Here is a 22729-nt window from a genome sequence, read left to right on the forward strand (position 1 = left end):
GGGCTTGTCTTACTTTTGCGCCCAGTTGCTGTAAAGTTTCACTCATGACGCGTCGTCTTGCCGAAGTCGCCCGCCAGGTCGGGGTCAGCGAAGCCACGGTCAGCCGGGTGCTCAACGGCCGGTCCGGGGTGTCCGCGAGCACCCGGGCCGCCGTCCTCACCGCGCTGGACGTGATGGGTTACGAGCGGCCCACCCAGCTGCGCGGCGAGCGGGCCCGCCTGGTCGGGCTGGTGCTGCCGGAGCTGCAGAACCCCATCTTCCCCGCGCTGGCCGAGATCATGGGCAACGCCCTCGCCCAGCAGGGTTTCACGCCGGTGCTCTGCACGCGCACCGCGGGCGGGGTGTCCGAGGCGGAGTACGTCGAGCTGCTCCTGCAGCAGCAGGTGTCGGGCGTGGTGTTCGCCGGCGGGCTCTACGCGCAGTCCGACGCGGTGCACTCGCACTACCACCACCTGGTCGAGCGCAGGCTCCCGACGGTGCTGATCAACGCGGCGGTCGACCACCTCGGCCTCCCCCAGGTCTCGTGCGACGACGCGGTGGCCGTCGAGCAGGTCGTCGGGCACCTCAGCTCGCTCGGGCACGAGAAGATCGGCCTGGTCCTCGGGCCGGCCGACCACGTGCCGTCGAAGCGCAAGCTCGAGGCGTTCCAGTCGTACGCGGCCAAGCTCGGCCTGCCGGTCCTGGACGAGCTGGTCGAGCACGGAATGTTCTCGATCGAGGGCGGCCACGCGGCAGCGGCGCGGCTGTACCCGCGTGGTGCGACGGCGGTGCTGTGCGCGAGCGACCTGCTGGCGCTTGGGGCGGTCCGCGCCGCGCGGCGGCAGGGGCTGTCGGTGCCGGAGGACGTTTCGGTGGTCGGTTACGACGACTCGGCGTTGATGAACTGCACCGACCCGCCGTTGACGACGACCCGCCAGCCGATCGAGGCCATGGGGCGCGCGGTCGTGGAGCTGCTGGTGAAGCGGATCAACGGGGGCGAGGTGGCGGCGGAGGAGCTGCTGTTCGCTCCGGAGCTGGTGGTCCGGGGGTCGACGGCGCGGCGTATCGCGTAGTCGCTTTCGAGAGCGCGGCGGCTCGCGAGCCGTCGCGCTCTTTGTTGTGCCCGCCGGGGGCCGGCCCGCCCGAAACAGCCCCCGCCCTCCCTGGCAGGGTTCCGGCAAAGTCGGGGCGAACGTGACCGGCGAGCCGCTGCAATGTCATGAATGACTCATTCACCTCGTCAGAGGTCATGAATGAGTCATTCATGACCTTCCCGGGCCGCTACCGCAACGTCCGGTGTGGTGCACCTGGCCGTCCGCGCTGCGAGCTGACCGGCGAATCCGACTTGGCCGGAACCCCCGCCCTCCCTGGGGGGCTCCCGTACCCAGCCGGACGACACGCGCACGCCAATGGACGACACGCGTACCCAGCCGGACGACACGATCCCGGGCCGTGTCGTCCCTCCAGGCACGCGTGTCGTCCACCCCAGCACGCGAGCCCCACCTCCCGGACACCAGCCGAACGCGGCCTGTTCGTAACTTGCAACTTCTCGTCGGGTTATTGCGTCGATCTGCTCTCACACTTTAAGGTGACCGCAATCACGTGACAGCCGTCGCGACCCCGAGAAGAGGCTTGAGATGAGCAGTCCCTGGTCCCGATCCTTCTCCCGCCGCACGTTGTGCCTGCTCGCCGCAGGTGGCCTTGCTCTCTCACTGGCCGCCTGTGGTGATGGGGACACCGCCGCCGCTCCCGGTGGCAAGGTGAAGATCACGGTCACCGGCCAGCCGCCGACCAGCCAGCCGTTCGAGCGCGGTGTCTTCGACGCCGACGTCAAGGAGTTCGAGGCTTCCCACCCGAACATCCAGATCGAGCCCCACGAGGGGTTCATGGACCCGAAGACGTTCTCCGCGAAGCTCGCCGGCGGGCAGCTCGAGGACGTCTACTACGTCTACTTCACCGACCCGGCGCAGATCATCGCGCGGCACCAAGCCGCCGACATCACGGAAGCCGCGAAGAGCGTTCCGCACATCAACGACATCAAGCCGGAACTGCTGGACAACTTCCGGGACGCCAACGGCAAACTTTACGGCCTCCCGACGATGAACTACACGTTGGGCCTGCTCTACAGCCGTCCGCTGTTCCAGAAGACCGGGCTCGACCCGGACAAGCCGCCGGCCACCTGGGACGAGGTCCGTGACGCCGCGAAGAAGATCGCCGCGCTCGGCAACGGCACCGTCGGGTACGCCGACTACAGCAAGAACAACCAGGGCGGCTGGCACATGACCGGCTGGATGTACTCGATGGGCGGCGACATCGCCCGCAAGGACGGCGACAAGTGGGTCGCCGACTTCGCCAACGAAAAGGGCAAGCAGGCCCTGCAGTACCTGCACGACATGCGCTGGACCGACAACTCGATGGGCGCCAAGCAGCTTCTCGAAGCCACGGACGTGCAGCGCATGATGGGCGCCGGTCAGCTCGGCATGTACATGGCCGCCCCGGACAACGTTCCCGTGCTGGTCAAGCAGTTCAACGGCAAGTACGAGGACTACGGCATCGCCGGCATGCCCGGCGGCCAGGGCACGCTCCTCGGCGGTGAGGGTTACATGATCAACCCGAAGGCCTCCCCGGACAAGGTCAAGGCCGGCCTCGAGTGGATCCAGTGGAAGTACCTCAACCCGGACCGCTTCGAGAAGCACATCCAGCAGTACGTCGACGGCAAGCAGCCGGTCGGCCTGCCCGCGGAGCCCACTCCCGACGTCTGGACCGGCTCGGTCCGCGAGCAGCAGCTGGCCCTGAAGGCCAAGTACGCCAACGTTCCCGCGAAGAACTACCAGTCCTATGTGGACACGACCAGCAAGATCAAGGGCAGCATCGAGCCGCCGAACGCGCAGCAGATCTACGCCGCGCTCGACAGCGTCATGCAGGCGGTGCTGACGGACCAGAACGCGAACCTCGACCAGCAGCTGTCGTCCGCGTCCTCGAAGGTCAACAGTGTCCTCGCCCAGGTCAAGTAGCCTCCTCGCCTGGCCCGCGACGTCTTCGTCGCGGGCCAGGCGCCCGGCCGCGTCCCAGGAAGAACACCGCCGGACCCGGCTCAAGCGCAAGATCAGGGAGAACCTCACCGCGTACGGCCTGCTCTGCGCCGCGCTCGTGGTGTTCGCGCTGTTCTCCTGGTACCCGATCGTGCGCGGCGTGCTGCTGAGCTTCCAGCAGGTCGACTTCGTCAACCCGCCGACGTGGGTCGGGTTCGACAACTTCACGCGCCTGTTCGAAGACCCGCTCTTCGGCGTCGCCTGGCGCAACACCCTGCTGTTCACCGGGCTCGCGCTCGTCTTCGGCTTCGCCGTCCCGTTCCTCACGGCGGTGCTGCTGAACGAGCTCCGCCACGCCAAGGCGTTCTTCCGGCTCGCCGTCTACCTGCCGGTGATGCTGCCGCCGGTCGTGACGGCGCTGATGTGGAAGTGGTTCTACGACCCGGGTCCCGGCCTGTTCAACTCCGCGCTCGGCGCGGTCGGCCTGCCCGGCGGCCAGTGGCTCGACTCCTCCAGCACCGCGATGCTCTCGCTGGTCTTCGTCTCGACGTGGGCCAACATGGGCAGCACCACGCTGATCTACCTGGCCGCGCTCGGCACGATCCCCGGCGAGCTCTACGAAGCCGCGGAGCTCGACGGCGCCGGCATGTGGAAGCGGCTGCGGCACGTCACCTTCCCGCAGACCCGGTTCGTGCTGCTGGTGCTCCTGCTGCTGCAGATCGTCGCGACGATGCAGGTGTTCACCGAGCCGTATGTGATGACCGGCGGCGGCCCGGACGACTCGACGGTCACCGTGCTCCTGCTGCTCTACCGCTACGCCTTCGTCTACAACGACTTCGGCTCGGCCAGCGCCATGAGCCTGCTGCTGTTCGTCGCGCTGGGCGTGTTCTCGGCGTGGTACGTCCGGCTGACGCGGAAGGCGGACCAGTCATGAGGACCCTCGTCTCGCCCGGTTCGCTGCGCAGCCCGCGCGGCAAGCTCGTCTACGGCGTGGTGTTCGGCTGCACGCTCGTGGTGTTCGTCCTGGCGTTCATGTTCCCGCTGTACTGGGTGATCACCGGGGCGATGAAGTCGCCGCAGGAACTGGCGCAGACCCCGGCGACGCTCGTCCCGCACGACTGGCACCCGGAGACCTTCGGCGACGCCTGGAGCCAGCTGAACCTCGGCAAGTACTTCCTCAACACGCTCGTCGTCGCCGGCGGCGCGTGGCTGGCGCAGCTGGCCATCGACGTCCCGGCCGCGTTCGCGCTGTCGAAGCTGCGCCCGAAGTTCGGCAACGTCGTGCTGGGCCTGATGCTGGCGACGCTGATGCTGCCGGCCACGGCCCTGCTCGTCCCGACGTACGTGACGGTGACGGACCTGCCGCTGGTGCACCTCAACCTGATCAACTCGCCGACCGCGGTCTGGCTCCCGGCGGCGGCGAACGCGTTCAACATCTACCTGCTGAAGCGGTTCTTCGACCAGATCCCGGACGAGCTGATCGAGGCGGCGCGCATCGACGGCGCCGGGCCGGTGCGCACGCTCTGGCGGATCATCCTGCCGATCTCGCGGCCGATCCTGGCCGTGGTGTCGATCCTCGCGGTGGTCACCGCGTGGAAGGACTTCATCTGGCCGCTGCTGGTGTTCCCGGACACCGAAAAGCAGACGCTCTCGGTGATGCTGCAACGGGTGGCGATCGACATGCCGCTCAACGTGCTCGTCGCCGGGATGGTGCTGGCCAGCCTGCCGATGGTGGCGCTGTTCCTGGCGTTCCAGCGGCAGATCCTCGCCGGGCTGACCGCCGGCGCCGTCAAGGGCTGAGCCGCGGCCCAGGGGTTTCCACGACTACTAGGAGGGCACTTCCGTGACCGACAAGACCGGCTGGTGGCGTAGCGCGGCGATCTACCAGGTCTACATCCGCAGCTTCGCGGACGGCAACGGCGACGGCGTCGGCGACCTCGCCGGTGTCCGCGCCCGGCTGGACCACCTGGCGCAGCTGGGGATCGACGCGATCTGGTTCACCCCGTGGTACCCGTCCCCGATGGACGACGGCGGTTACGACGTCGCCGACTTCCGCGACATCGAGCCGCTCTTCGGCACGCTCGCCGAGGCGGAGGAGCTGATCGCCGAGGCGCACGCCCGGGACATCCGGGTGATCATCGACATCGTGCCCAACCACTGCTCCGACGAGCACCGGTGGTTCCAGGCCGCGCTCGCGGCGGGCCCGGGTTCCCCCGAGCGGCAGCGGTTCTGGTTCCGGCCCGGCCGCGGCCCGGACGGCGCCGAGCCGCCGAACAACTGGAAGTCCCGCTTCGGCGGCTCCGCGTGGACGCGCGTGCCGGACGGCGAGTGGTACCTGCACCTCTACAGCTCGCGCCAGCCGGACTTCAACTGGGAGAACCCGGACATCCGCGCGGAGTTCGAGGACGTGCTGCGGTTCTGGTTCGACCGCGGGGTGGACGGCTTCCGCATCGACGTCGCCGACGGCCTCGTCAAGGACGCGCGGCTGCCGGACGTCGACGACGGCGACGAGACGCCGTTCTCCGACATGGAGGGCCTGCACGAGATCTACCGGTCGTGGCGCAAGATCGCCGACAGCTACGCGGGCGAGCGCGTGCTGGTCGGCGAGATGTGGCTCGAGGACATGTCCCGCGCGGCGCGCTACCTGCGGCGCGACGAGCTGCACTCGGCGTTCAACTTCGACTTCCTGGTCTGCCCGTGGGACGCCGGGCGCTTCCGCGACGTCATCACCCGCACGCTGCGGGCGCACGACGACGTCGGCGCGCCGGCGGCGTGGGTGCTGTCGAACCACGACGTCACGCGGCACGTCACGCGGTACGGCCGCCAGGGCGACACGGGGTTCAGCTTCGCGAACCGGCTGCACGAGCTGCCGGTGGACCGGGAGCTGGGCACCCGGCGGGCCCGCGCGGCGGCGCTGCTGACGCTGGCGCTGCCCGGCGGGCTGTACGTCTACCAGGGTGAGGAGCTGGGGCTCTGGGAGGTCCTGGACATCCCGGACGAGCTGCGCCAGGACCCGGTGTGGGCCCGCACGAACGGCGCCGACCCGGGCCGGGACGGCTGCCGCGTCCCGATCCCGTGGTCGGGTTCGGAAGCGCCGTTCGGCTTCGGCTCCGGCGGCGCGTGGCTCCCCCAGCCCAGCGAGTGGAAGGACTACTCGGCGGAAGCGGAGGCGGCGGACCCGGCGTCGATGCTGTCGCTGTACCGGAACGGCCTGCGGCTGCGCCGGGACCTGCCGGCGGGCGAGCTGGAGTGGCTCTCGCTGGGTGAGGGGGTGCTGGCGTTCCGGATCGGGTCCGGGTTCACGTTCGCGCTGAACTTCTCGGACACCCCGGTCCCGCTCCCGGCGGGCGAGCTCCTCCTGGCCAGCGGCGAGGTCACGGACACCCTGCCCACCGACACCGCGGTCTGGCTGCGCGGCTAGGACGCACCGGAGGCCGTCGCCGAGCGAACTCGGCGGCGGCCTCCGGTGGATCACCCGAAGACGTTTTGCGCCGGCTCCCAAGGTCCGCGATCGTCGAGGGGGTGTCCGAGCCCCACTTGACGTCCCCGGCACGTGCTGCCACGCATCGTTCCTCGACGCCCTGCGCGAGTTTCACGACGAGGGACTGCACACCGATCTCCGGCTGGACGTCCTCGCCGACCCGGCGGCGTTCCGGCGCTGGACCGAAGAAACCGCCACGCCGACGCACCGCGTGTACTGGTGGGTCGCCGGCGCGCACTTCCTCGGGCGGGCCCGCCTCAACCTCCGGCTCACCGGGGAACTGCCCGAGTTCGGCGGCCACATCGGCTACGACATCCGGCCCACGGCTCGCGGCCGGGGGCACGCCACCACGCTGCTGCGCGCTGTCCTGGGCGAAGCGCGCGGCGCGGGCATCGACCGCGCGTTGCTGACCTGCGCCCCGGACAACCACGCCTCGCGCCGCGTGATCGAGCGCAACGGCGGGGTCTTCACGGACGTCAGCGCGGCCGGGCGGCTGCGCTTCTGGTGCCCGACCGCCTGAGCCGTTACAGGGTGAGCTGCAGGACGTCGACCCCGCGCGCGTTGTCGGCCACGTACACGTACTTCCCGTGCCAGTACGGTGCCCACGCGCTCGCGTCGCCCGGGCGGTAGTACGCGATCTGGCGCGGGTTCGTCGGGTCGCTGACGTCGAGGAACCGCGTGCCCTGCGCGTAGAACGACTGCACCAGGATCTTGCCGCGGACGTCGAAGTAGTGCGCGGAGCAGTCGTCGGAGGCCGGGTCGCTGCCTTCCTGGCCGTTGACGCCCCAGGTGCCGACGCTCTCCAGGCGGAACGGCTGCTCGGGCGTCGACCGCCAGCCTTCGCCGTGGTAGGAGCCCTTCAGCGACGAGATCGTCAGGACGCCGTCGCCCGCGCAGCCGTCGACGAAGTTCTCCTCCGTCGCGTAGATCAGGTCCTGGCCGCGCCACGCGCCGTCGCCGATGCGGTGGCCCGCCGGGTGGAAGCTGTTGTGCATGAAGCGCGAGGGCGCCGCCGTCTCGGCGATGCCGCCACCGGCGTAGGGCACCGGCTCGTGCGCCGTCGCGCGGCGGATCTTCCCGGAAACCGGGTCGCGGTGGATCCCGTTCGTCCAGTAGCCGCGTACCCCACCGCGCCCGGACACCCAGGCCACGCCGTTGTCGTCGACCTGGACGTCGTGCACGTAGTCGGTCTTGCCGTCGTTGCGGGCCAGCTCGATCGGCCGCGGGTCCACCTTCGGGTGCCGCGGGTCGCGGATGTCGGTGACCCAGATCGGCCGGCCGCCCCAGTCGGCCGGCTGGTCGTCGGCCTTCGCCGGGCCGCCCGTCCACAGGTAACGGCAGTTGTCGACGCAGCTGGTGGTGTGCCCGGCCGGCGCCTTCACGTAGCTGATGATCTTCGGCGCTTCGGGCTTCGCGACATCGACGACGTAGATGCCGGACTCGCCGGTGTGCGTGTTGCCCGCGAACGCGCGCGGGTCGCGGGAGAGGAACACGAGCTTGCGGTTCTGGTCGACCTCGGTGTCCTCGGTCTCCCACAGGCCCGGCAGGCTGACCTGCCCGACCAGCTTCGGCGCGGCCGGGTTCTTCGTCAGGTCGTAGACCTTCAGCCCGAACTCGCCGGACACGACCATCACGTCGCGGCGGCCGTAGTCGAGGAAGTTGATCGAGATGGCGCCGGCGGCGTCGGGCACGTTGCCGACCGCCTTGACGTTCTTGACCGCGCCCGGGTCGCCCAGGGTGCGGGCGGCGGGAGCAGCGGGTTTGTCGTCCTCGCCGCAGGCGGCGGCCGGCAGCCCGGTCGCGACCAGCGTGGCGCTGACGGTGACGGCGGCGAAGCACGCTCGTAACCAGGTGCGCACGCGAACCTCCCAGAACGCTCGAAGCGTGACCAACCGAACGGTACGGTGGAGATCAACCGGACACAACCGTCTTTGGTTTGCATCCGACTGGTAGGACTGGCCCATGCGCCTGCTCGCCCTCGCCGTCGTCCTGGCTCTCGCCGTCACGGGCTGTTCCGGATCCGACCCGGCCCGCCCGGGTGTCCTGTCGGCGGGGATCCGGGAGCCCGCGACGCTGCTGCCCGCCGACGTCACCGACCAGGCCGGCCGGCTGGTGACCGGCGCGCTGTGGACCCCGCTCGCCGACTACGACGCCGCGTCCGGGAAGGTCACACCGCGTGCGGCCGAGTCGATCGCGAGCGCCGACCGGGTCCACTGGACGGTCAAGCTGCGGCCGGCGAAGTTCCACGACGGCACGCCGGTCACCGCGCAGTCCTATGTGGACACCTGGAAGGCGGTTGCCGCTTCGCAATGGGCTTCCGCGCCGGTGTTGACGAAGCTGTTGCGCGCCCGCGAGATCACGGCGTCCACTCCGGACACGATCACGCTGACGCTCGACCGGCCGTCCGGCCAGGTGCCCGCCCTGCTGTCGGCGCCCGGCCTGGTGCCGCTGCCCGCGTCGGTGCTGGCGTCCCGCGACTGGACCGGGTTTGCCGCGGCGCCGGTCGGCAACGGCCCGTACCGCCTCGACGGGCCGTGGAAGCCCGGGTCGGGCGGCACGCTCAAGCGCGTCGGCGAGGGCAAGGCCGAGGAGATCGAGCTGCACGTCGGCGATCCGGCCGCGCAGTACGACGAGGTCAAAGCGGGCACGCTCGACCTCGCGACCGAGGTCCCCGGCGAGAAGCACGAGGCGATGCACGAGTTCGGCGACCGCCACGCGACCTGGGACCTGCCGCGAGCGGCCTACCTGGTGTTCCCGGTGACGAACCCCCGCTTCGCCGACGCGACGGTGCGTCACGGCTTCGCCCTCGGCGTCGACCGTGCGGCCCTCGAAGCCGGGCCGCTCGCGCACCAGGTCGACCCGGCCAAGGCGCTGCTGCCCCCGGCGGACGCGCCGGGGGAACGCTCCGGCACGTGCCGCCCATGCAGTTTCGACGCGGCGGCAGGCAAGGCATTGCTGAAGCAGGCGGCCTTCCCGGGCGGCGCGACCGTCTACTTCGGACCCGACGCCGAGGAGTGGACACGCAGTCTGGTGGTGGGACTGCACAAGGCGTTGGACGTCTCGGTGACCGCGCAGGCCCGAGCGGCGGGCGCGCTGGACGGCCCGGCCGCCGTCGACGTGCGTCTGGCGACGGCGAGCCCGTACGAACTGCTGTCCGAGCTGGCGGCCGAGTCGGGCTACACCGACGAGGTGTTCCGCCAGAACCTCGCGCTGGCCGACGCGGCGGCGACGCCGGAGGAGGCGGGCGAGCTGTACCGGCTGGCGGAGAACCAGCTGCTGCGCGACCTTCCGGCGGCCCCGCTGTGGTCCGGGCACGGTCACGCGGTCTGGTCGTCCCGCACCCACGACGTCAAGACGACGCCGTTCACCGGTCCGGTACTGGCCGGGATTTCGGTCTCGTGAGCTGGGACCCGGCCTCTCCGGCCGAAGTGGCGGCGCTGTTTTCGGAGATGCGTGTGCCGTGGTGGATCGCGGGCGGATACGCGATCGAATTCGCCGTCGGGCACGCGTTCCGCGAGCACGGCGACGTCGACGTCCTGCTGCTCCGCCGCGACCAGCTCGCGGTCCAGGAGGCGCTGCCGACGTGGGAGTGGTGGGCGGCCGACCCGCAGGGCACGCTACGCCCCTGGCGGCGCGGCGAACTCCTGCCGCGCGGGGTCGCCGACGTCTGGTGCCGGCCGTCGGCGTCCGCGCCGTGGCGGATCCAGATCATGCTCGACGAGTCCGCCGAGCTGGGTGCGGTCACCGCGGACGGGATCCCTTATCTGGAACCGGAAATCCAGCTGTTCGCCAAGGCCCGCGGCACCCGGCCCAAGGACGAGCAGGATTTCGCTGAAGTGCTGCCGGTGCTCGACGACGCTCAGCGCCGCTGGCTCGCGACGGCGTTGGAGCCGGGCCATCCCTGGCTCGACCGGCTCTAGATCGTGGGGTGCTCCACCAGGGTCTCGATGGGCGCTGCGGCGCTGCCCGTGCTCGGCGCCGCCCGGCTCTACACCGTGGCGTGCTCCACGAGGGTCTCGATGAACGCCGCGGTCAGCGGGTCCGGCTCCGCGCGGGTGTAGGCGACCAGGGTCCTGCAGACCGGCACACTCGGGCGCAGCACCCGGCCGTCGAACCGCGCCGGGAGGACGTTCGCCGGGACCAGCGCCGGCCCGAGGCCCGCCGCCGCGAGGATCGGGGCCGCCGCCGTCTGCTCGGTGCGGACCGCCGCTCGGGGGCGGAAGCCCGCCGCCGCGCAGGTCGTGTCGACCAGCTCGGCCAGGCCGTTGCCCGGCGCGTAGTGCACCCACGCGCAGTCGGCCAGCGTGGCCAGGTCGACCACGCCCGTCGTGGTGTCCTCCGACGCGCCGTCCGCCGGCAGGACGACCACGAACTCCTCCACCCCCAGCTCCCGCACCGGGCCGGCCCAGCCGGACGGCCGCGGGCCGAGCGCGACATCGGCCTCGCCCACGGCCATCGCGTCGCGCAACTCGTCGGCGTGCCGGAACTCGATCAGCCGGACGTCGACGTCCGGCCGGTCGCGCCGCCACACGCGCAACGCCGGCGGCAGCACCCCGAGGCTCACCGAGTACACCGTCGCGACCTGCAGCTCCCCCGCCGTCGTGCCGGACGCGAGCCGCGCGGCGCAGCGGGCGCGTTCGGCGTCGGCCAGCGCCGCCCGCGCGTGCGGCAGCATCGCCCGGCCCATCGGCGTGAGCCGGACGGTGCGCGGCAGCCGTTCCAGCAGCGGCCCGCCGAGGCTCTGCTCGAGCGCCCGCATCTGGTGCGACAGCGCGGGCTGCGTCACGTGCAGCTGCTCCGCGGCGCGCGTGAACGAGCCGGTGTCGACCACCGTGACCAGGTACTCGAGCTGCCGGAGGCTTGTCATGAACACAGCTTATCGCTGACGTGATAACTAAGCCTTGGACTTATCTCTCCAGCGTGCGCAGGCTGGTCTCATGGAACGCAAGACAGCCCTGGTGGCCGGGGCGAACGGCATCATCGGCCAGAACCTCGTCGAGCACCTGCGCGCGGACGGCGGCTGGGACGTCGTCGGCCTGTCGCGCCGCGGCGGCCCGGGAAATGTCGCCGTCGACCTGCTCGACCCGGCCGACACGCGGGCGAAGGTCGGCCCGCTGACCGCCACGACGCACCTCTTCTACGCCGCCTACCAGGACAAACCGACGTGGGCGGAGCTGGTGGCGCCGAACCTGGCGATGCTGACGAACGTCGTCGAAGCGCTGGCGCCGTCGCGGCTCGAGCACGTCAGCCTGATGCAGGGGTACAAGGTCTACGGCGCACATCTCGGGCCGTTCAAGACCCCGGCGCGCGAGACGGACGCGGGCCACCTGCCGCCGGAGTTCAACGTCGACCAGCAGCGGTTCCTGGAGCGGCGCGGCGGCTCGTGGTCGGCGATCCGCCCGTCGGTGGTCGGTGGCACCGCGCTGGGCAACCCGATGAACCTGGCGCTGGTGATCGCGGTGTACGCGTCGATCTCGAAGGAACTCGGGCTGCCGCTGCGGTTCCCGGGCAAGCCGGGCGCGTACGACAGCCTGCTGGAGATGACGGACACGGGCCTGCTGGCCGACGCGACGATCTGGGCGACCGGCCACGAAGGCGCGTTCAACATCGCGAACGGCGACCTGTTCCGCTGGCGCGAGCTGTGGCCGAAGCTGGCGGCGTACTTCGGGCTGGAGGTCGCGCCACCGCTGCGGATGTCCCTTGTGGACGTCATGGCCGACAAGGCTCCACTGTGGACGTCCATGATGGAGCGGCACGGCCTGGCCGCGTCCTATCAGGACGTTTCCAGCTCGTGGGCGTTCGGCGACTTCGTGTTCGGCTGGGACTACGACATGTTCGCGGACACGTCGAAGTCGCGCCGCGCGGGTTTCCATTCCTATGTGGAGACGGAGCAGATGTTCTACCGGCTCTTCGACGAGTTCCGGAAGGCGCGGGTGATCCCCTAACCGCGGCCGATGAACGGCATCGTCGTCGCCGTGACGGTGAGGAACTGGACGTTGGTGTCCAGCGGCAGCCCCGCCATGTACCGGACCGCGTCGGCGACGTGCCGGACGTCGAAGGTCGGCTCGGCGATCACCCGGCCGTCGGCCTGCGGGATGCCCGCCGCCATCCGCTCGGTCATCTCGGTGGCGGCGTTGCCGATGTCGATCTGCCCGCACGCGACGTTCCAGGCCCGGCCGTCCAGCGAGATCGACCGCGTCAGCCCGGTGACGGCGTGCTTCGTCGCGGTGTAGGCGACACTCGCGGGCCGCGGGACGTGCGCGGAGATCGAGCCGTTGTTGACAATCCGGCCGCCGCGCGGGTCCTGGTCCTTCATCAGCCGGACGGCCTCCCGCGCGCAGAGGAACATGCCGGTGAGGTTGACGTCGACGGTCCGTTTCCAGTCCTCGACGGCCAGGTCGGCGATGGTGCCCGCCGCGCCGATCCCGGCGTTGTTGACCAGCAGGTCGAGCCGCCCCCACTCGGCACGGACCGCCGCGAACAGCTCGGCGACGGAGTCTTCCCGGGACACGTCGGTGGGCACGACGAGCGCGTCGTCGTACCCGGTGGCGGTTTCCGTGAGCGCCTCGGCCCGCCGTCCGGCGAGCGCGACGGACCAGCCGTCCGCCAGCAGAGCCCGCGCCACCGCCCGCCCGATGCCCGATCCGGCCCCGGTCACCACCGCCGTCTTCGCCATGCCCCCGACCCTAACGAAAGAGGGCCCGGCGAACACCGGGCCCTCTTCGTCAGCGAACGCGCCCTTACTTCGGCTGGACACCCAGCGCGGCGAGGGCCGGGCCGGCCATGATCACGCCGTTGCCGGTCACCGTGTCGAACCCGGGCGTGCCCAGGTCGATCGCCGACGACACCAGCGCGCTGCGGATCTGCGCCGGGGTCGCGGTCGGCTTGCCCGAGAGCAGCAGCGCCGCGATGGCCGCCGCGTGCGGGGCCGCCGCCGACGTCCCGAAGAACGGCTGGAAGCCGGTCACCGAGGTCGCCACACCGTCCGCCGCCGTGATGTCCGGCTTGTTCCGCGTCGTCCCGCCCGTCGAGGACACGTTGCCCGGCGTGATCGCCGTGCCGTCCGCGTTGTAGAACAGGTGACGCTTGCCGTCGGAGGAGAACCGCTCCCACTTGCTCGACGCGCTGAACAGGCCCGGGTACGGGCCGGCCGGGTTGGCCGGGTCACCGGTCTCCAGCGGACGGCCGAACGCCGGTCCGGCCGGGGCCGCCGCCACGCTGAACGCGTTCGCCGCGGACGAGTGGCCGTTCGTGACCCCGTTGGTGCTGAACGCCTTCAGCGAACCCGAGGCCACGAACCGGCCGCGGATCACGTTCAGCGCGATGAACCGGTCGGCGCCGCTGTACTTGACCACCGCGACCTTGTAGCCGGAGCCGGTCGTCGGCACGCTCGCGACCTCGTACGGGTTCTGCGAGCCGGACTGGCCGTTCTCGCTGGAGGCCACGACGCTGCCCGCCGAGTTCAGGATGAACAGGTCGTAGTCGTTGGCGGACTTGCCCCACGGGTCGGACCAGAACAGCGTCACCGGCTTGCCGAGCGAGCCCGCCGAAAGCGCGTCGAAGTTCTGCGTGGTGCTGCTGGGGTCGAAGTCGTGCGGGGTGCCGGTGACCCCGGTGATCTTCGTCGACGATGCGCGAAAGTCGCCTTCGTAGTAGCCGCTGGTGCCGTCGGTCGCGTTGCCCGAGTTGCCCGCCGAGGAGAAGTACAGGACCCCCGCCGCGGTGACGTCGTTGACCGCCTGCGCGACCTGCGTGTCCTGGAACGGCGACTCGTCGAAGTAGGCGACGTCGTCGACGATGACCTGGCAGTGGCCGGTGGTGCGCAGCGCGCGGATGTTCGCGGCGAAGCTGGCTTCGCTGGTGAACGCGGTCGCGAAACCGAGGGTCGCGTTCGGCGCGAGGTCGTGGATGATCTCGAGCATCGCGGTGCCCTCGTCGCCGCTGCCCTTCTGGCCGGACAGGACGTCCACCGCGGGCAGTTCGCCGGCGCTCTGCGACTTCGCGAGCGAGTCGACGCCGTCGGAGAGCACGCAGACCTTGATGCCGGAGCCGCTGACGCCGTAGGTCGTGCGGGCGGTGTCGGCGCCGTGCGCCTTGTCGCCTTCGGACACCTGGGTCGCGGCCTGCACCGCGGCGGTCACGCCGGCGTCGCGGTTGCCCGGCTCGTGCCACGTCGTGGCCTGGGCGGCGGGCTTGACGTCGGTGACGTCGGCGCGCCCGGCGATCGTGTCCACGGCGGACAGCGGCAGGTCGGCGCGGACGGCGCCGTCCGGCGCGGCGAAGCGGACGGTGCCGCCCGCGGCCCGGACGGCGTTCGCGACGGCCTGGCCGTGCGCGGCGATGTCGACCGCGACCGTGCCGGCGGTGCTCACGCCGACGCCGGAGCGGTACTCGGGCAGCTTCGCGGCGAGCGAACGGTCGGCGCGCAACCGCTTCTCGACGACCAGTTGGCTCGATTGCTTGCGCTCCGCGGGGCTGAGGCTCTTCTTGATGCTCTGCAGCGCGTTGATGCCCGCCTCGGTGCGCGCGGTCGCCGCGTCCACCGTGGACGGCTGCGCCGCCGAAACCCCCGTCGTCAGCAGCAACGCGCCGACCGTCAGCGGTACCGCGTGCGCGGCGACCCGGCTGAATCTCACCATCGATGTCTCCCTGGAGTACTCGGTCGCTCGACCGAATGACACCCGACCGGTGTACTGGGGAGAATCTAAGTAGTGACCGTGCGGCGGACCAGCGACCAAAGTCGGGAACGTCCGGTCGTCCACATGGTGGAACGATCAGGGAAACGTGAGAACGATTTTTCCGCGCCCGTGCCCGGTCTCGATTTCCCGATGTGCCGCGGCGGCTTCGGTGTACGGGTAAGTGCGGCGCACGAAGAACCGCAAGTCGCCTTTGGCGTAGAGGGCCGCCAGCTCCGCGAGACGCGCGGCCGAGCGTCCGGACTTCGAGACGAGCACCCCGAGCTCCGTGGCCCGTCCATGGTCGACGAGCGTGAGGATCCTCGTCCGGTCCTTCACCAGTTCGAGTGAGACATCAAGAGCGTGCCCGCCCGCACCGTCGAGGACCACGTCGATCCCCAGCGGCGCGACGCGGTCCTTCAGCCCTTCGCCGTAGACGACCGGGACGGCGCCCAGCTCGCGCAGGTAGTCCTGGTTGGCCGCGCTCGCGGTGCCGACCACCCGGGCGCCCCGAAGCCGGGCGAGCTGGACGGCGGCGGTCCCGACCGACCCGGCGGCGCCGTGCACGAGCAGGGTCTCCCCCGCCCGCAGCCGCAGCACTTCGAGGGCGATGGAGGCGGTCTGCGTACCGGCGCTGAACCCACCGGCGACCTCCCACGGCATTTCGGGCGGCTTCGGCGTGACGTCGGTGGCGGGCACGACGATGTATTCGGCGGCGGCCTGGACGGCGGTGAAGCCGAGGACTTCGGTGCCGACGCCGTCACCCTCGTCGATGACGCCGGCGAACTCGTTGCCGGGCACGCGAGGCCAGCCGAGCTCCAGCCCGGGCGGCTCCCACCCACCCCGCACGGCAGCGTCGTACGGCTGCACCCCGGCGGCCTTGACGCGCACCCGCACCTGCCCGGGCCCGGCATGCGGCTCGGGCAGGTCGACGACTTTCAGCACTTCGGGCCCGCCGAACTCGGTGAACGCTGCGGCTTTCATGGCTTCCCTCCGGTTTGTCGGAGTTCAGCCTGATACTTCGACCTATGTTGAAGTCAAGACCCGACGAGGATCTTGTTGCGCGACAAGATCTTCCGGAGCCGTTCGAAGTCCGTCACGCCCTCATCGTAGGCTCACGGCATGGGGCAGCTCGAGATCCACCGCGCCACGACCGCCCAGGCCGGTGCCCTGACCGCGTTGATGCACGCCTCCTCGGCGTACCAAGGCGACTACGCGTCCATCCTGGACGGCTACGAAGTCACCCCGGCGTACATCACCGCCAACCCCACCTTCACCGCCACCGACGGTGAGCTTCGCGGCTTCTACGCACTCCGGGGCGACGAACTCGACATCCTCTTCGTGGCCGACAACGCCCAGCGACTCGGCATCGGCCGGCTTCTGGTCACCCACATGCTCGGCGAAGCCCGCAAGAACGGCATGTCCAGCATCCGCGTGGTCTCGCACCCGCCCGCGCTGGAGTTCTACCTCCGCATGGGCGCACGACGCACCGGCACCATCCCGCCGAAACCACCGAAGGTGCGCTGGGAGCGGCCGGAGCTCCGTTTCGACGTGCCGGGCTCACCGGCGCCCTGACCGCTCCCGCGACCGACCGGCTACATGTTGATCATGTGCCCCGCGAGGCCGTGCACCGCTTCCTTAACCGCTTCCCCCAGCGTCGGATGCGCATGCACGTTCCGAGCCACCTCGTGCACCGTCAAATCCCACTGCTGAGCCAAAGTCAGCTCCGGCAGCAGCTCCGTGACGTCCGGCCCGATCAGGTGACCGCCGATCAGTTCGCCGTGGGTGCGGTCGCTGATCAGCTTGACGAACCCGCCCGCATCCCCCAGCCCCTGAGCCTTCCCATTGGCGGTAAAGGGAAACTTCGCCACCTGGACGTCGAACCCCTGAGCACGAGCCTGCTCCTCGGTCCACCCGAAGCTCGCGATCTGCGGCTGGCAGTAAGTAGCCCGCGGAATCATCGGGAAGTCGAGCTCCATCGTCTCCGCACCGGCGATGGTCTCCGCCGCCACCACACCCATCGACTCCGAAGCGTGCGCCAGCATCAGCTTCGCCGTCACATCACCGATGGCGAAGATGTGCGGAACGTTGGTCCGCCCCCGGCCGTCGATCGCGATCGCACCCCGGTCGGTCAAGGCGACGCCGGTCTTCTCCAGCCCGTACCCCTCGACGCGGGGCTGGAACCCGATCGCCTGCAGCACCTTGTCGGCCGAGAGGACCTGCTGCCCGTTCTTCTCCGAGGACACCGTCACCTGCACCGACGATCCGGACTCATCGATCGACTCGACCCGGGTGGACGTCAGCACCTTGATCCCGAGCTTCCGATACCGCCGGAAGAGCTCCGCCGAAACCTCGGCGTCCTCCAGCGGCACCATCCGGTCGAGGAACTCGACGATCGTCACGTCGACGCCGTAGTTGTGCAGCACGTAGGCGAACTCGACGCCGATCGCGCCCGCGCCGGCGATGATAATGCTCGACGGGAGCTCGCTCGAGAGGATCTGCTCTTCGTATGTCACGACCCGCGAACTACGCGACGTCCCCGGCAGCAACCGCGTGGTCGCCCCGGTGGCGATGATGCAGTGGCCGAACGTCAGCCGCGAGCCGTTCACCTCGAGGGTGTGGTCGTCGACGAACGTGCCGTGGCCGTCGAACTCGGTGATCTTGTTCTTCTTCATCAGGAAGTGCACGCCCTTGACGCGCCCGTCGGCGACCTTGCGGCTGCGCTCGTAGGCGGCCGTGTAGTCGACGCGGATCGGGCTGTCGGACGAGATGCCGAACGCCTTCGCCTCCTGCGTCACGACGTGCGCCAGTTCAGCGTTGCGCAGCAGCGCCTTCGACGGGATGCACCCGACGTTCAGGCACACGCCGCCCCAGTACTTCTCCTCGACCACCGCGGCGCTCAGCCCCAGCTGGGACGCGCGGATCGCCGCGACGTATCCGCCGACCCCGGCGCCCAGCACGACGACATCAAAGTGTTGTGCACTCATGATTCGAATCTACAGCGGCGCGAAGCGCCTCAGTTGAGGGTGGTGGTGGGGAGGAAGGCGGAGTTACCCTCCACAGGAGGGACTTCACCTCGGATCTCGCCCAGCAACGCCGTGACGGCGGCCATGATCCGGGCCGTCGCTTCCTCCAGCACCTCGCGGGTGAGCGGGCGGTCACGCAGGTCCGCCAGGTCGACCGGCGGTCCCGCGACGAGGTCGACGGTCTTGCGCGGCAGCCCGCGCGGGAGCCACGCCGTCGCGGGCAGCAGGTGGTGGGTGCCCCAGTTCGCCACCGGGACCACCGGCGCGCCGGTCTCCAGCGCGATCCGCGCGGCGCCGGTCTTGCCGCGCATCGGCCAGCCGGCCGGGTCCTTCGAGAACGTCGCTTCCGGGAAGATCGCGACGCACTCGCCCTCGCGCACGGACTTGACCGCGTCGCGGAAGGCCTCCGACGCCGTCGCGGCGCCGCGGTAGACCGGGATGTGCCGCCCGGACCGCATCACCGAGCGGACCACCGGCAGGTTCCACAGCGACGCCTTCGCCAGGTACCGCGGCACCCGGCCGGCGGCGAGGCAGAACGCGGTGAGCGTCGTCGGGTCGGCGAAGGACAGGTGGTTCGACGCCACCACGACCCCGCCGCTGTCCGGAATGTGCCGCGAGCCGCGCACGCGAAAGCGGGTCGTCTGGACGAGCAGCTGCCAGACGACCTCGATCGCGAAGCTGTACCAGGCGCCCCGGCCGGCGCGGGCGAAGCGCCGGCCGTAGGCGATCATCTGGCGTCGGGTGAGCAGCTCACCCTCGGTGTCGAGGGCGGTCCAGCGGTCCATGACTGTCATTCGTAGCCGACGACCGGCCGGATCGGCCCCCGCGCGCGCCGAACGCGGCGCAGATCACACACGCTCGAGAACCACCACGGGGATCTCGCGGTCGGTCTTCTTCGCGTACTCGTTGTAGTCCGGCCAGACGGCGGCGAGCGCGTCCCACAGCTTCGCGCGCTCCTCGCCGGCCGCCGTGCGGGCGCGGGCGCGGTAGCGGTCGGCGCCGACCTGGACGCCGACCTCGGGGTGCTCGACGAGGTTGAAGTACCAGCCGGGGTGGTTGGGCGCGCCGCCCTTCGAGGCGACGACGACCACGTCACCCTCGATCTCCTGGTAGATCAGGGCGAACTTGCGCTCCTGGCCGGTCTTGCGGCCCTTCGTGGTCAGCACCAGCGTCGGGACGCCTTCCTTCCACTCGTGGCCGACCTCTCCGTCGGTCTCCTCGTAGCGGCGGACGTGCTCGTCACCGAACAGCATGGGGTGTGTCCTTTCGGGGTCGATCCGCAGTGGCGTACCCACTACTTGAACGTTCTCCTTGTTTACAACGCACACGACACCGCCGATCTTCCGTCAATTCACTCGAACGGGTCGGGTCCCCCGGCCAGCGGCTTCTCCCCGCCCACCCCCCGCCCAGTAGATTGCACCGACCGAGCACGCGGACACCGAGACCGACCCTTGGAGGAGCCAGCCATGAAGGCCCGGCCGCACGTGACACTGGAAGACGTGGCACGCAGCGCGAACGTCTCCCTCGCAACGGCGTCGCGGGTGCTCAACGGCACCGCGTCCGTCCGCGCCGACCTGCGGGAACGGGTTTCCGCCGCCGCGGCCGAGCTGGCCTACGCCCCGAACGCGCACGCGCAGGCCCTCGCGGGCGGCACGCACCGCACGGTCGGCGTGATCTGCCACGACGTCAGCGACCCCTACTTCGCCGCGATCGCCGGCGGGGTGATGCGCGTGGCCACCGACAACGGGCTGCTGGTGATGCTCGCCGGGACGTTCCGCGATCCGGACCGCGAGGTCGCGTACGTCTCGACGCTGCGCGCGCAGCGGGCCGCGGCGATCCTGCTGATCGGCTCGGCGTTCGAGGACCGGGCGTGGGAACGCGCGATGGCCGCCGAGCTCGAGCCCTACCGCCGGGGCGGCGGGCAGGTCGCGGCGGTCAGCCGGCACCGCGGGCTGAAGATCGACACCGTGCAGCCGGACAACAAGGGTGGCGCCGCGGCGCTGGCGAAGGCGCTGGCCGGGCTGGGGCACAAGCGGTTCGCGGTGCTCGCCGGGCCGCGGCAGCTCAGCACGGTCATCGACCGGCTGGCCGGCTTCAGCGACGGGCTCGCCGAGCACGGCATCACCCTGCGTGAGGAGGACGTCGTCGAGGCGGCCTTCACCCGCGACGGCGGTTACGAGGCGACGAAGCGGCTGCTCGCCGGCCGCAAGCGGAAGCTGCCGACCTGCGTCTTCGCCGTCACCGACGTGATGGCGATCGGCGCGCTGACGGCGTTGCGCGAGGAGGGCCTGTCGGTGCCCGGCGACATCTCGGTGGCCGGCTTCGACGACATCCCGGTGGTCCGTGACCTGGCCCCGGCGCTGACCACCGTGCGGCTGCCGCTGGAAGAGCTGGGCGAACGGGCGATGGACCTGGCGATCAAGGGCGCCGGCGGCACCCGGGCGCGGACGGTCCGGCTCTCCGGCGAGGTCGTCCTGCGGGAGAGCACCGCGCGTCCGAAGCGCTGACCCGGTCGGGCCTTGTCGCGTCCTGGCGCAGGCCCTACCGTGGATTCAGAAAGCGCTTTCTGACGTGCGGAGGTTTCCGATGCTCCAGCTCCCGGTCCCCGGCGGCGGGCTCGCGAACTGGGCGCCGTCCGGCCCGCCGCCGCCCGAGCCGGCGGGCGCGCCGCCGTCGTCGCGGATCGCCTACGCCGCCGCGCACGTTGTCGCCGACGCGCTGGCCGACGAGCCGGGCGCCGTGGACTGGGACACGACGCTGGCCTTCCGCGAGCACCTCTGGGCGTGCGGGCTCGGCGTCGCGGAGGCGATGGACACCGCGCAACGCGGCATGGGCCTCGACTGGGCCACGACCCGGGAGCTGGTCACCCGCACCGGCGCGGCCGCCGCCGGCCGCCGGTGGTGCGCCGGGGTCGGCACCGACCAGCTGCCGGCCGGGCCGGCCGGCCTCGCGTCCATTGTGGACGCCTGGCGTGAGCAGCTCGACCTGGTCGGCGGCGCGGGCGCGGTCCCGGTCGTGATGGCCAGCCGGGCGCTGGCCGCGGCCGCCGCGGGCCCCGAGGACTACCACGCGGCCTACGGGAAACTGCTGTCCGAGGCGGGCGGCCCGGTCCTGCTGCACTGGCTGGGCGAGCAGTTCGACCCCGCGCTGGCCGGTTACTGGGGCCACGGCGACGTCCGCGCCGCGGCCCGCGAGCTGGCCGCGCTCTGCGCCGAGCACGCCGCCACGGTGGCCGGGGTGAAGGTTTCGGTGCTCGACGCCGACGTCGAGACGGAGTTCCGGCGGGCGCTGCCGGCCGGCGTCGCGTGTTACACCGGGGACGACTTCCACTACCCGGAGCTCATCGCGGGTGACGAGCGGGGGCACAGCGAGGCCCTGCTCGGCGTCTTCGACCCGATCGCGCCGGTCGCCGCGGCGGGGCTGCGCCGGCTGGACGACGGCGACCGGGCCGGGTTCCACGCCCTGCTCGACCCGACCGTCGCGCTGGCGCGCGAGATCTTCCGCGCGCCGACCCGGCACTACAAGACCGGCGTCGTCTTCCTCGCCTACTTGAACGGTCATCAAGAGCACTTCCGGATGCTCGCCGGGAGCGAGTCCGCGCGCACGATCACCCACCTCGCGACGCTGCTGCGGCTCGCCGACGAGGCAGGTGTGCTCGCCGACGCCGAGCGGGCCGAGGCGCGGATGCGGCCGCTGCTGCAGGCGGCGGGGGTCGGCTGATGGACCCGCGGTTCAGCCTCAACCAGATCACCACCAAGGCCTGGTCGCTGCCCGAAGCGGTGGCCGGGTGCGCGGCCGCCGGCGTCGGCTGGATCGGGCTGTGGCGGGACAAGGTCGCCGAAACCGGCGTCGACGAAGCCGCGCGGCTGCTGAAGGACCACGGGGTGCGGGTTTCGTCGTTGTGCCGCGGTGGGTTCTTCACCGGCGTGACACCGGAAGGGTCCCCTGTGGACGGTGTGGCGCAGACCCGGGAGGCGATCGACGAAGCCGCCGCGCTCGGCGCCGGGGTCCTCGTGCTGGTCGTCGGCGGGATCGCGGGCGGCGACCTGGCGGCGTCCCGGCAGCGGGTGGCGGACGCCGTGGGTGAGCTCGCGCCCTACGCCGGCGAACGCGGGGTGCGGCTGGGCCTGGAGCCGCTGCACCCGATGCAGTGCGCGGACCGGTCGGTGCTGTCCACTGTGGAACAGGCGCTGGCGATCGCCGTCGAGCACCCCGCCGAGCAGGTCGGCGTGATCGTCGACGAGTTCCACGTCTGGTGGGACCCGCGGATCGAGACGTCGATCGCCGCCGCGGCCGGCCGGATCGCCGGCTTCCACGTGTGCGACGTGCTCGTGCCGCTGCCCGACCCGCTGCTCGGCCGCGCGCTGCCCGGCGACGGCCCGATCGACCACCGCCACCTGCGTGACCACGTCGAAGCCGCGGGGTACACCGGGCCGATCGAGGTCGAGGTGTTCAACGCGGGCCTGTGGGCCCGGCCGGGGGCGGAGGTGCTCGCCGAAACCGTCGCGGCGTTCGAGCGGCACGTGGCCTGAGCGT

At 71.1% G+C, this 22729-nt stretch carries 21 protein-coding genes; 13 read left to right on the forward strand and 8 right to left on the reverse strand.

Features of this window, described 5'->3' with window-relative positions:
* Positions 1-44 precede the first annotated feature (44 nt).
* From ACZ63E_RS35830 to ACZ63E_RS35855, 6 genes are all read left to right on the forward strand, one after another.
* Positions 45-1052, forward strand: a complete 1008-nt coding sequence (locus ACZ63E_RS35830) for a LacI family DNA-binding transcriptional regulator (RefSeq protein ID WP_465340685.1) — start codon at positions 45-47, stop codon at positions 1050-1052.
* Between the two features lie 564 nt (positions 1053-1616).
* The gene (locus ACZ63E_RS35835; protein ID WP_465340686.1) at positions 1617-2993 is read left to right on the forward strand and encodes an ABC transporter substrate-binding protein; all 1377 of its coding nucleotides are present in this window, start codon (positions 1617-1619) and stop codon (positions 2991-2993) included.
* Entirely contained in the window at positions 2971-3945 is a 975-nt protein-coding gene (locus tag ACZ63E_RS35840) for a carbohydrate ABC transporter permease (protein ID WP_465340687.1), read from the forward strand. The genes ACZ63E_RS35835 and ACZ63E_RS35840 overlap by 23 nt, the downstream gene beginning before the upstream one ends.
* Complete coding sequence (locus tag ACZ63E_RS35845; protein ID WP_465340688.1) at positions 3942-4811, forward strand: carbohydrate ABC transporter permease; 870 nt, start codon at positions 3942-3944, stop codon at positions 4809-4811. Before ACZ63E_RS35840 ends, ACZ63E_RS35845 begins: the two co-directional genes overlap by 4 nt.
* Before the next feature lie 43 nt (positions 4812-4854).
* Positions 4855-6432 carry a glycoside hydrolase family 13 protein gene (locus tag ACZ63E_RS35850; protein ID WP_465340689.1) on the forward strand — a complete coding sequence of 526 codons (1578 nt, stop codon included), beginning with the start codon at positions 4855-4857 and terminating at the stop codon, positions 6430-6432.
* Positions 6433-6634: 202 nt separating this feature from the next.
* Positions 6635-7012, forward strand: a complete 378-nt coding sequence (locus ACZ63E_RS35855; RefSeq protein WP_465340934.1) for a GNAT family N-acetyltransferase — start codon at positions 6635-6637, stop codon at positions 7010-7012.
* Positions 7013-7016: 4 nt separating this feature from the next.
* Here ACZ63E_RS35855 and ACZ63E_RS35860 read toward each other — a convergent pair whose 3' ends face one another.
* Positions 7017-8351, reverse strand: a complete 1335-nt coding sequence (locus ACZ63E_RS35860; RefSeq protein WP_465340690.1) for an LVIVD repeat-containing protein — start codon at positions 8349-8351, stop codon at positions 7017-7019.
* 103 nt (positions 8352-8454) lie between these two features.
* Between ACZ63E_RS35860 and ACZ63E_RS35865 the strand changes: the two genes are divergently transcribed.
* Together ACZ63E_RS35865 and ACZ63E_RS35870 are read left to right on the forward strand one after the other, a co-directional pair.
* The gene (locus ACZ63E_RS35865; RefSeq protein ID WP_465340691.1) at positions 8455-9894 is read left to right on the forward strand and encodes a peptide ABC transporter substrate-binding protein; all 1440 of its coding nucleotides are present in this window, start codon (positions 8455-8457) and stop codon (positions 9892-9894) included.
* Positions 9891-10412, forward strand: coding sequence for a nucleotidyltransferase domain-containing protein (locus ACZ63E_RS35870; protein ID WP_465340692.1), 522 nt, complete (start codon positions 9891-9893; stop codon positions 10410-10412). Before ACZ63E_RS35865 ends, ACZ63E_RS35870 begins: the two co-directional genes overlap by 4 nt.
* A 68-nt stretch (positions 10413-10480) precedes the next feature.
* Here the strand turns inward: ACZ63E_RS35870 and ACZ63E_RS35875 are convergent, their stop codons facing one another.
* Positions 10481-11359, reverse strand: a complete 879-nt coding sequence (locus ACZ63E_RS35875) for a LysR family transcriptional regulator (RefSeq protein WP_465340693.1) — start codon at positions 11357-11359, stop codon at positions 10481-10483.
* A 70-nt stretch (positions 11360-11429) separates the two neighbouring features.
* Here ACZ63E_RS35875 and ACZ63E_RS35880 point away from each other — a divergent pair, with 70 nt between their 5' ends.
* Positions 11430-12437, forward strand: a complete 1008-nt coding sequence (locus tag ACZ63E_RS35880) for an SDR family oxidoreductase (RefSeq protein ID WP_465340694.1) — start codon at positions 11430-11432, stop codon at positions 12435-12437.
* Here the strand turns inward: ACZ63E_RS35880 and ACZ63E_RS35885 are convergent.
* The 3 genes from ACZ63E_RS35885 to ACZ63E_RS35895 all read right to left on the reverse strand — a co-directional run bounded on the left by ACZ63E_RS35885 (position 12434) and on the right by ACZ63E_RS35895 (position 16151).
* Positions 12434-13168 (reverse strand): SDR family oxidoreductase, encoded by a 735-nt coding sequence (locus tag ACZ63E_RS35885; protein ID WP_465340695.1) that lies wholly within the window; start codon positions 13166-13168, stop codon positions 12434-12436. The genes ACZ63E_RS35880 and ACZ63E_RS35885 overlap by 4 nt on opposite strands.
* 64 nt (positions 13169-13232) lie before the next feature.
* A complete protein-coding gene (locus ACZ63E_RS35890) occupies positions 13233-15131 on the reverse strand; it encodes a S8 family peptidase (protein WP_465340696.1) in 1899 nt (632 codons plus the stop codon).
* Positions 15132-15266: 135 nt separating this feature from the next.
* Positions 15267-16151: an NADP-dependent oxidoreductase gene (locus tag ACZ63E_RS35895; RefSeq protein WP_465340697.1), complete on the reverse strand. Its 885-nt coding sequence runs from the start codon at positions 16149-16151 to the stop codon at positions 15267-15269.
* A gap of 138 nt (positions 16152-16289) precedes the next feature.
* Between ACZ63E_RS35895 and ACZ63E_RS35900 the strand changes: the two genes are divergently transcribed.
* A complete protein-coding gene (locus ACZ63E_RS35900) occupies positions 16290-16742 on the forward strand; it encodes a GNAT family N-acetyltransferase (RefSeq protein WP_465340698.1) in 453 nt (150 codons plus the stop codon).
* A 20-nt stretch (positions 16743-16762) separates the two neighbouring features.
* Here the strand turns inward: ACZ63E_RS35900 and lpdA are convergent, their stop codons facing one another.
* From lpdA to ACZ63E_RS35915, 3 genes are all read right to left on the reverse strand, one after another.
* Positions 16763-18154, reverse strand: a complete 1392-nt coding sequence (gene lpdA, locus ACZ63E_RS35905; protein ID WP_465340699.1) for a dihydrolipoyl dehydrogenase — start codon at positions 18152-18154, stop codon at positions 16763-16765.
* Between the two features lie 29 nt (positions 18155-18183).
* The gene (locus tag ACZ63E_RS35910; protein WP_465340700.1) at positions 18184-18978 is read right to left on the reverse strand and encodes a lysophospholipid acyltransferase family protein; all 795 of its coding nucleotides are present in this window, start codon (positions 18976-18978) and stop codon (positions 18184-18186) included.
* A gap of 63 nt (positions 18979-19041) precedes the next feature.
* The gene (locus ACZ63E_RS35915; protein ID WP_465304115.1) at positions 19042-19446 is read right to left on the reverse strand and encodes a nitroreductase family deazaflavin-dependent oxidoreductase; all 405 of its coding nucleotides are present in this window, start codon (positions 19444-19446) and stop codon (positions 19042-19044) included.
* 213 nt (positions 19447-19659) lie between these two features.
* On the opposite strand from ACZ63E_RS35915, the gene ACZ63E_RS35920 reads away from it, so the two are divergent.
* The 3 genes from ACZ63E_RS35920 to ACZ63E_RS35930 all read left to right on the forward strand — a co-directional run bounded on the left by ACZ63E_RS35920 (position 19660) and on the right by ACZ63E_RS35930 (position 22725).
* Positions 19660-20700, forward strand: a complete 1041-nt coding sequence (locus tag ACZ63E_RS35920) for a LacI family DNA-binding transcriptional regulator (RefSeq protein WP_465340701.1) — start codon at positions 19660-19662, stop codon at positions 20698-20700.
* A 79-nt stretch (positions 20701-20779) separates the two neighbouring features.
* Positions 20780-21913 (forward strand): DUF993 family protein, encoded by a 1134-nt coding sequence (locus ACZ63E_RS35925; protein WP_465340702.1) that lies wholly within the window; start codon positions 20780-20782, stop codon positions 21911-21913.
* Positions 21913-22725, forward strand: coding sequence for a sugar phosphate isomerase/epimerase family protein (locus ACZ63E_RS35930; protein WP_465340703.1), 813 nt, complete (start codon positions 21913-21915; stop codon positions 22723-22725). Before ACZ63E_RS35925 ends, ACZ63E_RS35930 begins: the two co-directional genes overlap by 1 nt.
* Positions 22726-22729 lie beyond the last annotated feature (4 nt).

The sequence above is a fragment of the Amycolatopsis sp. NPDC104819 genome, from assembly GCF_055583145.1.